This window comes from Thioalkalivibrio sulfidiphilus, from assembly GCF_000377945.1.
In the GTDB taxonomy this organism is placed as follows: Bacteria; Pseudomonadota; Gammaproteobacteria; order Ectothiorhodospirales; family Ectothiorhodospiraceae; genus Thioalkalivibrio_A; species Thioalkalivibrio_A sulfidiphilus_A.
Map to the genome: position 1 here is coordinate 20,545 of NZ_KB898951.1, position 14,379 is coordinate 34,923.

Annotated in this window: 13 protein-coding genes and 2 pseudogenes; 9 read left to right on the top strand and 6 right to left on the bottom strand. The window is 66.9% G+C overall.

Annotated features, from left to right (window positions below; translation table 11 throughout):
• Both D580_RS0111935 and D580_RS0111940 read right to left on the bottom strand, forming a co-directional pair.
• Positions 1 to 840 carry a DUF4412 domain-containing protein gene (locus D580_RS0111935; RefSeq protein WP_018954614.1) on the bottom strand — a complete coding sequence of 280 codons (840 nt, stop codon included), beginning with the start codon at positions 838 to 840 and terminating at the stop codon, positions 1 to 3.
• Between the two features lie 100 nt (positions 841 to 940).
• Positions 941 to 1,249, bottom strand: coding sequence for a hypothetical protein (locus tag D580_RS0111940; protein WP_018954615.1), 309 nt, complete (start codon positions 1,247 to 1,249; stop codon positions 941 to 943).
• 281 nt (positions 1,250 to 1,530) lie between these two features.
• On the opposite strand from D580_RS0111940, the gene D580_RS0111945 reads away from it, so the two are divergent.
• Complete coding sequence (locus D580_RS0111945; RefSeq protein WP_018954616.1) at positions 1,531 to 1,992, top strand: diguanylate cyclase; 462 nt, start codon at positions 1,531 to 1,533, stop codon at positions 1,990 to 1,992.
• A gap of 128 nt (positions 1,993 to 2,120) precedes the next feature.
• Here the strand turns inward: D580_RS0111945 and D580_RS0111950 are convergent, their stop codons facing one another.
• Entirely contained in the window at positions 2,121 to 3,683 is a 1,563-nt protein-coding gene (locus tag D580_RS0111950; protein ID WP_018954617.1) for an AAA family ATPase, read from the bottom strand.
• A gap of 204 nt (positions 3,684 to 3,887) precedes the next feature.
• Between D580_RS0111950 and mrcB the strand changes: the two genes are divergently transcribed.
• The 6 genes and pseudogenes from mrcB to D580_RS16305 form a co-directional block, all read left to right on the top strand.
• Positions 3,888 to 6,245: a penicillin-binding protein 1B gene (mrcB, locus tag D580_RS0111955; RefSeq protein WP_018954618.1), complete on the top strand. Its 2,358-nt coding sequence runs from the start codon at positions 3,888 to 3,890 to the stop codon at positions 6,243 to 6,245.
• On the top strand, positions 6,245 to 6,775 hold the full coding sequence (locus tag D580_RS15505) for a tetratricopeptide repeat protein (RefSeq protein ID WP_018954619.1): 531 nt from the start codon (positions 6,245 to 6,247) through the stop codon (positions 6,773 to 6,775). The genes mrcB and D580_RS15505 overlap by 1 nt, the downstream gene beginning before the upstream one ends.
• Positions 6,772 to 8,727 carry an ATP-dependent DNA helicase gene (locus tag D580_RS0111965; protein WP_018954620.1) on the top strand — a complete coding sequence of 652 codons (1,956 nt, stop codon included), beginning with the start codon at positions 6,772 to 6,774 and terminating at the stop codon, positions 8,725 to 8,727. Before D580_RS15505 ends, D580_RS0111965 begins: the two co-directional genes overlap by 4 nt.
• Complete coding sequence (gene tsaB / locus D580_RS0111970; RefSeq protein WP_018954621.1) at positions 8,724 to 9,404, top strand: tRNA (adenosine(37)-N6)-threonylcarbamoyltransferase complex dimerization subunit type 1 TsaB; 681 nt, start codon at positions 8,724 to 8,726, stop codon at positions 9,402 to 9,404. The genes D580_RS0111965 and tsaB overlap by 4 nt, the downstream gene beginning before the upstream one ends.
• A gap of 114 nt (positions 9,405 to 9,518) precedes the next feature.
• Positions 9,519 to 10,607 (top strand): tRNA pseudouridine(13) synthase TruD, encoded by a 1,089-nt coding sequence (truD, locus tag D580_RS0111975; RefSeq protein WP_018954622.1) that lies wholly within the window; start codon positions 9,519 to 9,521, stop codon positions 10,605 to 10,607.
• A gap of 157 nt (positions 10,608 to 10,764) precedes the next feature.
• Positions 10,765 to 10,836: pseudogene (locus D580_RS16305) on the top strand (DUF1294 domain-containing protein); the annotation flags it as partial.
• A gap of 116 nt (positions 10,837 to 10,952) precedes the next feature.
• Here D580_RS16305 and D580_RS0111980 read toward each other — a convergent pair.
• On the bottom strand, positions 10,953 to 11,669 hold the full coding sequence (locus D580_RS0111980) for a thioredoxin family protein (RefSeq protein ID WP_018954623.1): 717 nt from the start codon (positions 11,667 to 11,669) through the stop codon (positions 10,953 to 10,955).
• Positions 11,670 to 11,964: 295 nt separating this feature from the next.
• Here D580_RS0111980 and D580_RS0111990 point away from each other — a divergent pair, with 295 nt between their 5' ends.
• Complete coding sequence (locus D580_RS0111990; RefSeq protein ID WP_018954625.1) at positions 11,965 to 12,405, top strand: hypothetical protein; 441 nt, start codon at positions 11,965 to 11,967, stop codon at positions 12,403 to 12,405.
• A gap of 133 nt (positions 12,406 to 12,538) precedes the next feature.
• Entirely contained in the window at positions 12,539 to 13,267 is a 729-nt protein-coding gene (locus D580_RS0111995; protein ID WP_018954626.1) for a S1 family peptidase, read from the top strand.
• Between the two features lie 85 nt (positions 13,268 to 13,352).
• On the opposite strand, the gene D580_RS0112000 is transcribed toward D580_RS0111995, so the two are convergent.
• Both D580_RS0112000 and D580_RS0112005 read right to left on the bottom strand, forming a co-directional pair.
• A complete protein-coding gene (locus D580_RS0112000; protein WP_018954627.1) occupies positions 13,353 to 13,991 on the bottom strand; it encodes a membrane protein in 639 nt (212 codons plus the stop codon).
• A 152-nt stretch (positions 13,992 to 14,143) separates the two neighbouring features.
• Positions 14,144 to 14,379, bottom strand: a pseudogene (locus D580_RS0112005) (IS1380 family transposase); the annotation flags it as partial.

The window sequence follows — 14,379 nt, forward strand, 5'->3', positions numbered from 1 at the left end:
TCAGAACGGGGCCACCGGCTGGTAGCCTTCCGGGATCCTGAACAGATCCGCGGAGAGTCGCTCGCCGGAACTTGAGACCAGGGTGACCGTGGACCCGTCCGCCATGTTCCTGACCTGCACCGGGATGCCGTCCACCACCGGCAGCATCTCGGCGCCGATTTCGGCGGCCGCCGGGCCGCCCATGGACAGGGCGATGTCGGACAGGCTCTGCATGAACTCGAACAGGTTTTTCAGGGTGGCGAAGTCAGCGCGGCTCATGCCGATGCGATCGGGGGGCGCGACGCAGATCTGGTTGGTGACCCTGCCCTCCAGCAGCACCTCCATGTGATCGCAGCGTACACCGTTGATGGTGCTCGTCTCTCCGGTCTTGCGGGTGGTGAGCGAGGAGGAGTCCCGGATCGGTGCCTCGCTGCCGGCCATGACGGCAGGGTCAAAGCCCATCTGGATCAGTTGCTGCTCCATCTGCTGACGCATCTCGGGGGGCATCTGGGCCATCTGTTCGCGCATCTGCTGCACGAACTCCTGCTGCACGGCGCGCATCTCACCGGCCTGTGCCTTGAGCCCTGCCTCGGTCAACTCGCTGTAGCTCTGCTCCTCGTCGATGACCATGGTGAGGGTGCGCTTGCGGCTGTCGTAGAGGCTGTAGATGACGCTGCCGTCTTCCGCCTGTTCCTCCATGCGCACCAGCTCGCCCTTGATCATGAGGCGGCTGCCGGTGGCGCCGTCGGAGTCTGTGAAGTGCAGGGTCATGTCCGCCAGCAGTGTGGGGCTGGTGCTGGCGACGGCCAGCCCAAGAGCCAGGCTGAGAGCAGGGACGGCAAGACGGGAACGAGGGCGCATCAAGGACTCCGGACGATGAGATGATATCCGGATCATAGCCCAGGGGCGGGCGGATGTACCAAGCAGGCCCCGACGGAACCGGACGGATTCGAGACCGCTGTCACGACTCCGGTTTCTTGCGCAGGGCATCAATGTTGATGGGCACCACCGTGTCGGTCTTTCTCGGTTCATCCGCGTAGCGGGGGCGCATGTTCATGTCTTGCCCCAGGGCCTCGGCCAGTTCCTGCTGACGCGCCGTGATCAGGCTCAGGCAGTCGCGGATGTTCTGGATGGTCTTGTCACTCAGGGGATGCTTCATACCGGGTGGCGCATGGGTGTCCCGGGCCACGTCGGTGAGCACCGACTGCATGATGCGCAGGATCTTCTGTTCCTTGGTCAGTTCGGCGTGGTCGTCGTCGCGATCGGTCATGGGGATGTCCTTTGGGGTTCGCTCTGGGACCACAGTATGGACTCGAAGGGGGACCAGTTTGATACCCGTAATGGGGTAGTTGCACCCTCGAATCATCGCCATCGCCTACGTCTACAGCTTCCAGGACCCGGCGCTGCGCTTCGAGCACCACCTGTTCCACGAGGTGGCCATCGGCATTGCCATCGCCCCGAGCGCCTTCGCCACCTACGTCACCTGGCGCTGCTACCGTGCCTCGGCCGAGGTCTTCCTGCGCTGGCTGGCCCTGGGAACACGCTCGCCCGGTGCTGGTGGGTCTGGAGACCGGCGCCATGCTGCTGTCCCTGGCGGGCATCCTGGTCATGGCGGTGTGGCGCACCCGTTCTCCCCTGATGACCGTCTACATGGTCTCCCTGGCGGCCTTTGCCCGGGCCTCCCTGGCATTCCTGCTCGCCACCCCCTGGAACCACCTGTGGTGGCTGGGTCATGGCATCTTTGCGGCCGGTTTCTTCATGCTCAGCTACGGCATCGTACAGGCGTTCCACACCACCCGGTCCTTTTCCACGATCTACAGCCAGATGGACATGATGGCGCAGCTGCGCGAGCAGCAGGCCTGGACCCAGGAGGCACTGCTGCATGTCACCGTCAGTGTGGGCTGCGCGCAGCTGGGGCCGGACGGCGCGGACATGAAGTCGCTGACCCACACGGCGGATGAGCGGCTTTACCAGGCGAAGGCGCTGGGCAGGAATCGGGTGGTGATCGCTTAGGTCGATGCAGATGGGTATGTGAGGTCAGACTTGCACATCTCGTAGGAGGCCCGACCCCGGGCCGAAAGGGGTTCAACCGCAAGTCGCTGTTCGCGGCGAGGTCGCCGCCCTACGCAAAGCAAGACCTTTCAGGCCATGAGCCGCCCGATGGCCTCAACCGGCACATCCGTCTGCGTGTCGATCACCATCACCGGTTCATCCGCGCCCAGGGCCTGCGCACTGGCCAGCTGATGCTCCAGCACCTCGATGCCCGCATCGGAGGCATCCCGGTCCGCCGCCTTTCGCGCCCGGATGCGCGCCCGCAACACGTCCTCCGGCGCCTGGTAATCCAGGACGTGGAAAGGCACGCCCAGATGCCTGGCCAGTGAAGCGAACCGGTCCCGCTGCGCGCGCTTGAGAAAGGTCGCATCGACGATCACGGAAAACCCCGCGCCGAGCACAGCCGTCGCGAGCCCTTCGAGCCGCGCATAGGTGCGTTCCCCCATCTCGCTGGAATAGATCCCGCTGCCTACGCCGCCCAGATCCCGTTCCCGGCTGTCCATGCCGGCGAGGCGCTTGCGTTCCACGTCGGAGCGGATGCGGATGAGGCCAAGCTGCTCCACCAGCGGCTGGCTGGCGGTGGTCTTGCCGGAGCCGGAGAGGCCGTGGTTGATGAACAGGACCGGGCGCGCGGGCCGGGTCAGGCGTTCGGCCAGGTCCAGGTAGCCATGGCAGCGGGCCTCCGCCTGCGCGCGTTCGGCATCACCGATGCCCGCCTGGCCCAGGCGGATGCCGCTCACCTTGGCGCGCACCATGGCGCGGTACACCTGGTAGAAGCGCAGCAGCGTCAGGCCGGAGTAATCGCCGCTGCGCTCCAGCCAGGCGTTGAGGAAACGATTGGCATGGCTCGGCGCGCCCCGGTCCATCAGGTCCATAGTGACGAAGGCCACCTCGCTGATGATGTCGATCCAGCGCAGGGCCTCGCTGAACTCGATGCCGTCGAAGATGAGCAGGTGCCCGTCGATGTGGGCCATGTTGCCCAGGTGCATGTCGCCGTGGCACTCGCGCACGAAGCCCTGTCGGTGGCGTTCATCCAGCGTCGCGGAGAGCGCCCGGTGGTGCTCGAGGGTCCAGGCCTCCAGCCGGTCCAGCTGTGCCAGGCGATCCTTGGTGTTCACGAGTGGGCGCAGTTGCCTGAAGTTCTCCGTCATGGGCGCCAGCACCGCTTCGGGGGTGCCGTGGGCATCATCCGGAGTAGCACTCGGAATGCGGCCATGGAAGTCCGCCACGCAGTCGGCCAGTTCGTCCATCCATGCCAGGGGCAGGGCGTTGCGCTCGAGCAGCGCGTCCAGTTGCCGGTCCCGGTCGAAGCGTGCCATGCGCACGGCGTATTCGAACGCCTGCTCCTGGCCGTTGAATGACGGGTGGTCCGGGTCGCCCGAGAAACCCACCACCGCCTGGTACAGGTCCGGGGCCAGGCGCCGGTTGATGCGCAGTTCCTCCTCGCAGAAAAAGCGTCGCCGCTCCAGGGTGGAGAAATCCAGGAAGCCCAGGTCCAGGGGCTTCTTGAACTTGTACGCGTAGTCGCCCGCCAGCAGCACCCAGGAGATGTGGGTCTCGATGCATTCCACAGAGTCCACCGGATGGGGATAGTGCTCGGGGCGCTGGAGCGCCTCGATGAGTCGCCGCTGGATCTCTGTCTGTGCGTCCATGGAAGTCATGTCATGTAGCTCGGGGATGCAACGCAAAGGCACAAAGTGATTGATCGAATTGCATTTTTGCGGCCATTGCGTCTTTGCGCCTTTGCGTTGAGGCTTTTGGGGATTTCCCAGGATAGGCCCCCCATGGTAACGCATCACCCCACTGCTACGGGTGCACGGATCAAGCCACCGAAAAACCTGTAGAATCCGGGCCCCATGGCACGCCGCAAACCCAGCAAGAAATCCTCCGCCCGCCGTCCGGCCAGGTCCCGCCGCCGCAGCTCATCCCGCAAGCCCCTGCGCCTCTGGCGGGGGCTGTTCCTGGTCATGCTCGTGGGCCTGCTGGGCCTGGGCGGATACACCGCGTACCTCGACTACGAGATCCGCAGCCAGTTCGAGGGCAAGCGCTGGTCCCTGCCGGCGCGGGTGTTCGCCCGGCCCCTGGAGATCTACCCGGGACGGGAGCTGGATCGCGCCCAACTCACCCGGGAACTGGAACTGCTGCACTACCGCCGCGGCGATGCCATCCGCAGCGGCGAATTTAGGGAGCAGGGCGGGCGCCTGATCCTCAGCACCCGGGGCTTCCCCTTTGCCGACGGTGCCGAGCCGCCCCGTCGCCTGAGCGTGGAGCTGCGCGACGGCCAGGTGGCCGCCGTGACGGAACTGGAGACCGGCCGCCCCGCCGCCCTGGTGCGCCTGGAGCCGGCCCTGATCGCCAACATCTACCCGCGCCACGGCGAGGACCGGGTGCTGGTGCGCCTGGACGAGGTGCCGCCCCTGCTGGTCAGTGCACTGATCGCCGTGGAGGACCGCAAGTTCTACGAACACCACGGTCTGGACTTCTCCGCCATCGCCCGGGCCGCCTGGGCCAACTTGCGCGCCGGACGCACGGTGCAGGGCGGCAGCACGCTCACCCAGCAGCTGGTGAAGAATTACTTCCTCACCCAGGATCGCACCCTGCGGCGCAAGTTCAACGAGGCCATCATGGCCCTGCTGCTGGAATGGCGTTACGAGAAGGACGAGATCCTGGAGGCCTATCTCAACGAGGTCTACCTGGGCCAGGACGGTGACCGGGCCATCCACGGCTTCGGCCTGGCCAGCCAGTTCTACTTCCAGCGCCGCCTGGACGAACTGCATCCCGAACAGATCGCCCTGCTGGTGGCCCTGGTGCGCGGGCCTTCCTTCTACGACCCGCGCCGCCGCGCCGAGCGCGCCCAGGCCCGGCGCGACCTGGTGCTGGACATCCTCGAGGCCCAGGGCGGACTGGAGCGGGAGGTGGTCGCCCGGGCCAAGGCGCGTCCCCTGGGCGTGGGCGCCCGTCCGCCCTCGGGCATCACGCCGTTTCCCGCCTTCCTGGACCTGGTGCGCGAACAGCTGCGCCGGGACTACCGGGAGCAGGACCTGCAGACCGAGGGCCTGCTGATCTTCACCACCCTGGACCCGAGCATCCAGCTGGCCACCGAGGCCGCCGTGGCCCGGCGCCTCGCCCAGATCGAGCGCGCCCGGGGCATCGAGGCGGGCAGCCTGCAGGCGGGTGCCGTGGTCAGCGCCGTGGACAACGGCGAGGTGCTCGCCGTGGTGGGCGACCGCAACCCGCGCAACGCCGGCTTCAACCGGGCGCTGAACGCCCGCCGCCCCGTGGGCTCCCTGGTCAAACCGGCGGTCTACCTCGCCGCCCTGTCGCGCCCCCGCCAGTACACGCTGGCCACCCTCCTGGACGACGGTCCGCTGACCCTGACCCTGGACGACGGCACCGAGTGGAGCCCGCGCAACTACGACCGGGAGTACCACGGCATGGTGACGGCCCTGGACGCCCTGGTGCACTCCTACAACATCGCCACCGCGCGCCTGGGCCTGGAGGTGGGGCTCAATGCCGTCATCCAGCAGATGCAGCGCCTGGGCGTGAGCCGCAACCTGCGCCCCTATCCCTCCCTGCTGCTGGGGGCCGTGGAGCTCACGCCCCTGGAGATGACCCACATGTACCAGTCCCTGGCCGCGGGCGGTTTCGAGACCCCGCCCCGGGCCATCCGCGAGGTCATGGACGCCAACGGCCAGCTGCTCAGCCGCTATGCCCTGGACCTGCGCCAGGCGGCCGACCCGGCCGCCGTGTACCTGGTGACCGCCGCCCTGCACGAGGTCACCCGGCGCGGCACCGGTGCGAGCCTGCGCAGCCTGCTGCCCGAGGACCTGCCGGTGGCGGGCAAGACCGGCACCACCGACGACAACCGCGACGCCTGGTTCGCCGGCTACGCCGGGGACTACCTGTCCGTGGTCTGGGTGGGCCGGGACGACAACGCCCCCATGGGCCTGACCGGCTCATCCGGTGCGCTGCCCGTGTGGGCGGATCTGATGAAGGACATCAGCCGCCGCGGCTTGGAGCCCATCCGGCCCGATGGCGTAGAATGGCTGCTGATCGACCCCGCCAACGGCCTGCGTGCCGTGGAAGGCTGCGAGGGCGCCCAGTGGATGCCGTTCATCGAAGGTTCGGCACCCGCGGGGATGTCCCCCTGCGCCGAGGGGGTCCCGGCCGCGGTGCGGCGATCCTTCCGCTGGTTCAGAGGGCTGTTCGAGTAATGCAACGATTCCTGCGTCCGGTGCCCGCCCTGGTGGCGGTCATGCTCCTTGCCGCCTGTGCGCCGCCCCAGGCCACCCGCCCCACGGCGGGAGAACCCGGGCTCGTGGAGGAGGGCGTCGCAGCGCCGTTGCCCGCCCCCGACGCCCGCCCTGCCATCGCCCGGGACCCCGCGCCTGCCGACAGCCGCGCGACCGGCTCCGACGCGGTGGTGGCGCTCATGGGCGAGGCGGACCGCCAGCTGGTCGCCGGCAACCCCGACGCGGCCGCCGCCACCCTGGAACGGGCGCTGCGCATCGATGCCCGCGATCCGCGCCTGTGGCAACGTCTCGCCGTGGTGCGTCTGCAGCAGGGCCAGCCCGCCCAGGCCGAGGCCATGGCTGTGCGCTCCAACGGCCTGGCCCGGGGCGACCGTGCCCTGATGGCCCGCAACTGGCGCATCATCGCCGAGGCCCGGCGCATGGCTGGCAACGCCGCCGGTGCCCGCGAGGCGGACGCCCGCGCCAACCAGCTCTCCGGCGAGCCCGGATGAACCCCAGCGCCTCCGAGGTCCTGGGCCCCGACGGCCCCCTGGCCGAGACCCTGAAGAACTTCCGTCCCCGCGCCGCCCAGCAGCAGATGGCCGCGGCGGTGGAGCGCGCCCTGGAGGTGCGCCAGGCCCTGGTGGTGGAGGCGGGTACCGGCGTGGGCAAGACCTTCGGCTACCTGGTGCCGGTACTCATGGACGGCCGGCGCACCATCCTCTCCACCGGCACGAAGAACCTCCAGGACCAGCTGTTCCAGAAGGATCTGCCCTTCGTGCGCGACGCCCTGGTCGGTGCGGGCCTCGGACGGGTGCCCCGGGTCGCCCTGCTCAAGGGCCGTTCCAACTATCTGTGTCGCCATCGCCTGGACCTGGCCCGTGAGGACGGCCGCCTCGGCGCCGCGCAGACCGAGCAGCTGCTGCGCGTGGTGCGCTGGGTCTCGCGCACCCTGCGCGGCGACATCGGCGAACTCTCCGGCATCCCCGAGGATTCCCCCCTCTGGCCCCAGGTCACCTCCACCCCCGACAACTGCCTGGGCCAGGACTGTCCCGAGTACGAGGACTGCTTCGTGGTGCGCGCCCGGCGCGAGGCGCAGGAGGCGGACCTGGTGGTCATCAATCACCACCTGCTGATGGCGGACCTGACCCTCAAGGAGGAGGGCTTCGGCGAGATCCTGCCCTCCGCCGACGCCTTCGTGCTGGATGAGGCCCATCAGCTGCCGGACGTGGCCTCCGCCTTCTTCGGCCGTTCCGTGGGCAGCCGCCAGCTGCTGGACCTGGCCCGGGACGCGGTGGCCGAACAACTGCGCGAGGCCTCGGACATGGGCGACCTGCGCGATGCCGCCGACGCACTGTCGGTGGCGGTGGCCGCCCTGCGCAGCGAGCTGGGCGCGGCCAGCGGCCGCAGCCCCTGGACCCGCCACGAGCAGGACACCCGGATCAGCGGGGCCATGGACACCCTGGTGGCGCGCCTGGAGACCCTGGTCATGTGGCTGGACACCGCCGCCGACCGGGGCAAGGGCCTGGAACAGTGCGCCCGCCGGGCCAACACCCTGCGCGCCCGCCTGCTGGCCTTCATGAAGCCCGAGCCCGACACCGTGCGCTGGGTGGAGACCTTCACCCGCGCCTTCGCCCTGCACGCCACGCCGCTCAACGTGGCCGAGCGTTTCGGCGAGCGCATGCGCGCCTATCCCAGCGCCTGGATCTTCGCCTCGGCGACCCTGTCCGTGGGCGGACGCTTCGAGCACTTCACCGGCCGCCTGGGCCTGGAGCAGGCCGAGACCCTGATGCTAGACAGCCCTTTCGACTACAGTCGCAACGCGCGCCTGTACCTGCCTGCCAACATGCCCCAGCCCAACGCCCCGAACCACACCGCCGCCGTGGTGGAGGCCGCATTGCCGGTGATCGAGGCCAACCCCGGCGGCACCTTCATGCTGTTCACCAGCCACCGTGCCCTGCGCGAGGCGGCACAACTGCTGGAAGGCCGCCTCGAGCGCGAACTGCTGGTGCAGGGCACCGCCCCCCGGGACGAACTGCTGGCGCGCTTCCGCGCGGCCGGGGACGCTGTGCTGCTGGGCGCCCACAGTTTCTGGGAAGGGGTGGACGTGCGCGGTCGTGCGCTCTCCTGCGTGATCATCGACAAGCTGCCCTTCGCCGCCCCCGACGACCCGCTGCTGGAGGCCCGCCTGCAGGCCATCCGCGACGCCGGCGGCAATCCCTTCATGGACTACCAGCTGCCCCAGGCGGTGCTGAGCCTCAAGCAGGGCGTCGGGCGCCTGATCCGCGACGTCACCGACCGGGGCGTGCTCATGCTCTGTGATCCGCGCATCCGCACCAAGGCCTACGGCCGGCTGTTCATCAGCAGCCTGCCGCCCATCCCCAGGCTGGACAACCTGGCCGAGGTGGCCAGTTTCCTGATGACCGAGGAACCCGAATTCGACGAGGTCGCTGGCCCCCTATGAAACTACTGAGCATTGAGACCGCCACCGAGGCCTGTTCCGCCGCCCTGTGGCTGGACGGCGCGCTCACCAGCCGTTTCGAGATGGCGCCCCGGGAACACACCCGTCTGATCCTGCCCATGATGGACGCACTGCTGGCCGAGGCCGGCGTGCGACTGGCGGACCTGGATGCGCTCGCCTTCGGACGCGGACCCGGCGCCTTCACCGGCGTGCGCATCGCCGCCGCCGTGATCCAGGGCGCCGCCTTCGGCGCGGATCTCCCCGTGGTGCCGGTCTCGACGCTCGCCGCACTCGCCCAGCAGGGCCTCGACGCCGGCGCGACGCGGGTGCTCGCGGCCCTGGACGCCCGCATGGGGGAGGTCTACTGGGCTGCCTTCGAGGCAGACTCGGAAGGACTCGCCGTCCCCGCCGGTCCCGAGCAGGTGGTTGCCCCCGATGCGGTGCCGGTGCCCGAAGGCCAGGGCTGGCGCTGCGTGGGTTCCGGCTGGGGGGGTTACGAACAGGCGCTGCGTACCCGCCTGGGTGGCCGCGTCAGCGACATTGATTCATCCCCGTATCCCGCCGCCGCCGAGGTGGCCCGCCTCGCCGTGCGCGACTTCGCCGCCGGCCTGGCCGTGCCTGCCGAGCAGGCCCTGCCGGTGTACCTGCGGGACAAGGTGGCTGAGAAGCCGAAAACCTGACTTCTGCCGCAGAGGCGCAGAGTCGCGGAGACAATGGCGTGAGAGAACCCCATCCAGATGTCCTCCGCGTCTCCGCGTCTCTGCGGCAATCCCTTCACAAGACTTAGCCTATTCATGACAGATCCATCCGATTCTTCCTCTGCGCCTTCGCGTCCCTGCGGCCAGTCTTTTACGCATCCCACCGCGCCGCCGCTCTTCGAGGCCCGCATCCGCACCCGCCCAGAGGACTTCATCGTCGAGGAGCTCTCCGCCGCCGATCCCGATGGCCGGGGTGAGCATGTGTGGGTGTTGCTGGAGAAGACCGGCTGCAACACCGAACACGCCGCCCGTTGCCTGGCCCGTGCAGCCAACGTTTCCCGCAGCGCCGTGGGCTATGCCGGTCTCAAGGACCGCCACGCCGTCACCACCCAGTGGTTCAGCGTCCAGCTCCCCGGCAAGGACGCCCCCGACTGGTCCGCGCAGCTCGGCCCCGAGTTCAGGGTCCTGCGCTCAGTACGTCACAGCCGCAAGCTCAAGACCGGCTACCTCCTGGGCAACCGCTTTCGCCTGACCCTGCGCGAATGCCGTGGCGATCGAGCCGGTCTGGAACAGCGCCTCGAGCAGATCCGCAGCCACGGCGTACCCAACTACTTCGGCCCGCAGCGCTTCGGCCGGGAGGGCGCCAACCTGGACAAGGCCCGCGCCATGTTCGAGGGCAAGATGCGGGTGCGCGACAGGAAGCTGGCCGGTCTTTATCTCTCCGCCGCCCGCTCCGAACTGTTCAACCGGGTGCTTGCCCGTCGCGTGGAACAGGGCAACTGGTGCCGGGCCCTGCCCGGGGACGTGATGATCCTGGATGGCAGCCGCAGCCATTTCCTGGCCGAGGCCGTGGACGCGGCCCTGGAAGAGCGGCTTCGCATCGGCGACGTGCATCCCAGCGGACCCCTGTGGGGCAAGGGGGCGCTGGCGACCCGCGGCGAAGTGGCTGCACTTGAGCAGGCGGTGGCGGAGGCTGAGCCGGTGTTCGCCCAAGGTCTCGCTCGGGCCGGGCTCAAACAGGAGCGGCGCGCACTGCGCATGCGGGTGAACGGCTTGAGCCATCAATGGCTCGACGAGGAAACCCTGGTGCTGGCGTTCGAGCTGCCTCCGGGTGGCTACGCGACCATGGTGCTGGCGGAGATCGCGGCGGTCGAGGATGCGGGCACGGGGGCGATGGAGGAGTAGCCCGGAGTCAGCGAAGGTTTGTGGTCGCTCGGCCTGTCTCACTAGCTTATAGGGCGGCCCGTGGCCGCCTGCTGACCATGAACCTGCGGCTAACGGCGGGCACGGCCCGCCCTATGACGACTACAAAGCTGATGAGGCCGGATCAGGAAACAGGACGATGCGCGCAAAGGGAAGAATTCATGACTGGAAGGATGATCGCGGTTTCGGCTTCATCAGGCCGAACGCGGGGGGCAAGGAAGTCTTTGTCCATCCTGCTCAACTGCGCAGCACTGGGCTGGCTGTTGTCTCCCATGGTGGCTGAGCTTCGCGAGCTGATGATCGCATGGCCCTGATCACGGGACTGCCCTAAAGGTTTCGCAAGGCCTCGAATCCCCTTTGGCTGCCCTGATGCCCCGGATCCAGGGACAGTGCCCGTTCGTAGGCGGCCTTCGCCTCGCGCAGTAGGCCCAGGTCCCGCTGCCGATCTCCCGCCTTGTGATGGATCAGGCCTCTCAGGTAGTGGGCATAGGCGTTGCGCGGGTTGTAGGCCAGGGATTTTTCCACCACCGCCAGGCTGCGGGCGTCATGACCCTCCTGGTGCAGCCGGAAGGCCCAACGGTTGTAGTGCTGAGTGGCCGCTGCCTCGATGCGCTCGGCGAATGCAGCGAGAGAATCCTCGCTGCCGCCCCGGAAGGGGGAGAGTCTGACCGGGGCTTCGCCACTGGCCGGCACCAGCACGTAGAAGGAGGGATAGCCGGTACCGCCGTATTGTCTGAACAGGGCCATCTCCTGGGGGCCCCGTTCCGGGTTGATCTCCACCTTCTGCATGCTTGAGAGCGTGCTGCGCACCGCGCCGTTGCGCAGGTAGCGCTCATTGAGCTGGCGGCACCAGGGGCACCAGTCGGTGTGGAAGTACACCACCAGGGGTTGTTCTGAGCGTTGCGCGTCGGACAGCGCGAGGGTATGGCCGGCCGCACCGTGACGCCAGTCGGACCAGGCCGCCGGCTGCGCGAGGGCGAGCGCGGGCGTGACGAGGGTCAGGATCAGGAGCAGGAGCAGGGTGCGGATAGGTTGTGTTGTCATGAAAATCCCTTTATGGCGAGGCATGGCGTCCTGGTGGATGCGCCGCAATGGCGCGTATCGAAATATGCTGGATTTTGTTCATGATCTCAATGGCATCCTCAATCGTGCTTCGATTTGGATATGTGCCGGAGACGTGCAGGTACTTCTTCTATTACAAGGACATGAGAGAGCGGGGCTGGGGAACGCTATACCCTGCGGTTGGGCGAGAAAGCAAGGCGTGATCAAGCCGGTGGCTGTGTTTTTCACAGGGTCGACTATACACAGGTGAAGTTCTTCACCGATTCGGGTTCTCCACATGCCGGACACCCACGACAACACTGCCCAGGTGGCGGAGGGTATCCGCCGCCTGGGTTTTGTCCGCTGGCACGAACGCACGCTCATCGTGGCCCACCTGCACCTGGTCACCTGCTTACTGGGCCTGCTGCTCATTCCCATCGGCATGGAGGCCTTCAGCGACCCGACCACTGCCTGGGAATGGATGCAACGCTATGGCCTGATGATCGGCGGTGCGCTCCTGGGTTTCTTTGGTCTGAACCGTTACGTGATCAACATCGTTCGCGCCTGGCAACGTTCCGAGCGGGCCCGGTGTCCCCAGTGCAATGCCTACGGGAAATTTGATGTGCAGACCTACGGCGTCGATTCGGCCGCCGAGGGTGCCGGCAGCGGGCCGCGGGACCCGGGGGGAGGGTGGATACGGGTGCAGTGCCGGAAGTGTGGCGAACAATGGAACATCTAGCGGCGTCAGATGAAGGCTTTTCCGGTCAGTGGGCTTCACGGTGTGATCTGTCGTAGAGTGAAAGGAGCGTTTCTGGCGTCGTACACGACGTTGACCTTCCTGGCTCACCCATCAGACCCACTGGCGGCATTTCATGATCGAATCCATCCTGCTCAGCGCGACCCGCATCTCCACCTTCAACGGACAGCAACTGCTTACCAACGCCAGTGGCTTTTTCTTCGCCCGTGACGGGCGGCTGTTCCTGGTCACCAGTCGTCACGTGATGCACGATGAACCCAGCGGCCATACCCCGGATCGCATCGAGATCGAGTTGCACATCGACGCGGACAACATGGCCCGTTCCACCGGCTTTTCCATACTGCTCTACCAGGACGGCATACCCCAGTGGCGCCAGGCGGTGGACACCTCCGGCGAGATCGACGTGGCAGTGATTGAGATAAACCGGGCAGCATTGCCCGATACGGTCATCTATAACGCCTTCACTCCGGACCACCTGCTGGGTGAGTTCGACCAGGTGGAGGTGGGGACCTCGTTGGTGGTGGTGGGCTTTCCCCTGGGCTTTCACGACACCCTGCACCACATGCCCGTGGTGCGCCAGGCTGCTGTGGCGTCTTCTTTCGGCTTGCGCTTCCAGGGTCAGGGCTATTTCCTGACCGATGCCCGCACCCACCGCGGCACCAGCGGCGCGCCGGTGGTGATGCGTATCACGAATCCGATACGAGCAAACGACGTGCTGCCCTGGATGCTGCTCGGGGTGCATTCGGCACGGCTGGATGTGGGCACCCGGGACTTGGTGCTCGATGAGGCCCTTGGCCTCAATTGTGCGTGGTATGCGGATATTCTGATGACACTGACACAGTAATGAATGCTGCAAGACAGGATGCGGGTTCGCATTAACGGGGGCGCAATTTGCCCCCCCGTTTGTGTGTTTTAGTTTGTGCCGCTGCTCAGAAGCGGTAGGAAACCCCCAGGTTGATGACCGGATAGAACTTGAAGTCACTCAGTTCATCCTTCAGGGACTGTTCCTCACGGCGCAGGTCATCCTCGAAAGTATCCTGCAGCGTGCCGTCTCCAGTGGCGGAAAGACGGACATCGGGAGATCCTGTGAACATGACGCCGGCATCCAGGGCGAAGGAGACGCGGCCTCCCCGGACGGCGTTGCCATAGCCGATGCCCAGGTAGGGGGCGAAGTCGTTCCAGTCAATGGTGGCGTCGAGGCGCACATCATATTCGCGTTCTCCGATCTCCAGGTTGCCTTCGGCGCGACCCTTCAGCTCGTTGCCGTTGGCAAAGGCACCAGCGGTGACCCGGAAGCCGCGACCGCCGGGGTGCCAGTCCACCATCAGGGCGGCGCTGCGCAGTTGCAGGTCGCCCTGGTAGTCGATGCCTTCTTCCTCGAAGTCATAGCCGTATTTCAATCCATAGACCCCACCGCGCAGGTTGATGGTCTCGGTCATGCCCAGCGTGCCTTCAAGGCCGAGACCGGTGGTTCCCACCTTGGCACCCAGGGCAAAGCCATCAGCGGCCGCATTGCCCGTGCTGAGGCCCAGGGCCAGGGCAAGCACGATCTTGGTCGAGGTCTTCATGAATGATCTCCCTGTAATGGTTCGCTATGTAGAGTTGCTCAAATTCTAAGTGGTGTCGGCCGATGTTCGGTGACGGTTCATCGGTTATATCTCGCCGTTTACACAGGGTCAGTGTTTACCCAATCATTGCATAAATTTGACGCAACCAGGTTTCAGGCTGCTTGCTTCAAGGTATTCAGGTAATGCAACAGCTCGGATTTCACGGCGGGGTTAGCGCTCATGGTCAGCGTCAAGGCGCCCTGGGGTCTTGTCAGGCGCCCGGCGCGCTGGATCAGTTTGCGCCGCAGGGTGCCGAGTTGTTCGAAACACCACAGCGGCGCGCGCTTCTCAGTCGTGTTGCGGACCTGTTCATGACACAGCATCTGCATTTCCCGGTTGAGATTGTGCG

Coding starts and splice junctions, on each gene's coding strand:
- D580_RS0111935 (WP_018954614.1), bottom strand. CDS start 840: ATGCGCCCTCGTTCCCGTCTTGCCGTCCCTGCTCTCAGCCTGGCTCTT.
- D580_RS0111940 (WP_018954615.1), bottom strand. CDS start 1,249: ATGACCGATCGCGACGACGACCACGCCGAACTGACCAAGGAACAGAAG.
- D580_RS0111950 (WP_018954617.1), bottom strand. CDS start 3,683: ATGGACGCACAGACAGAGATCCAGCGGCGACTCATCGAGGCGCTCCAG.
- mrcB (WP_018954618.1), top strand. CDS start 3,888: ATGGCACGCCGCAAACCCAGCAAGAAATCCTCCGCCCGCCGTCCGGCC.
- D580_RS15505 (WP_018954619.1), top strand. CDS start 6,245: ATGCAACGATTCCTGCGTCCGGTGCCCGCCCTGGTGGCGGTCATGCTC.
- D580_RS0111965 (WP_018954620.1), top strand. CDS start 6,772: ATGAACCCCAGCGCCTCCGAGGTCCTGGGCCCCGACGGCCCCCTGGCC.
- tsaB (WP_018954621.1), top strand. CDS start 8,724: ATGAAACTACTGAGCATTGAGACCGCCACCGAGGCCTGTTCCGCCGCC.
- truD (WP_018954622.1), top strand. CDS start 9,519: ATGACAGATCCATCCGATTCTTCCTCTGCGCCTTCGCGTCCCTGCGGC.
- D580_RS0111980 (WP_018954623.1), bottom strand. CDS start 11,669: ATGACAACACAACCTATCCGCACCCTGCTCCTGCTCCTGATCCTGACC.
- D580_RS0111990 (WP_018954625.1), top strand. CDS start 11,965: ATGCCGGACACCCACGACAACACTGCCCAGGTGGCGGAGGGTATCCGC.
- D580_RS0111995 (WP_018954626.1), top strand. CDS start 12,539: ATGATCGAATCCATCCTGCTCAGCGCGACCCGCATCTCCACCTTCAAC.
- D580_RS0112000 (WP_018954627.1), bottom strand. CDS start 13,991: ATGAAGACCTCGACCAAGATCGTGCTTGCCCTGGCCCTGGGCCTCAGC.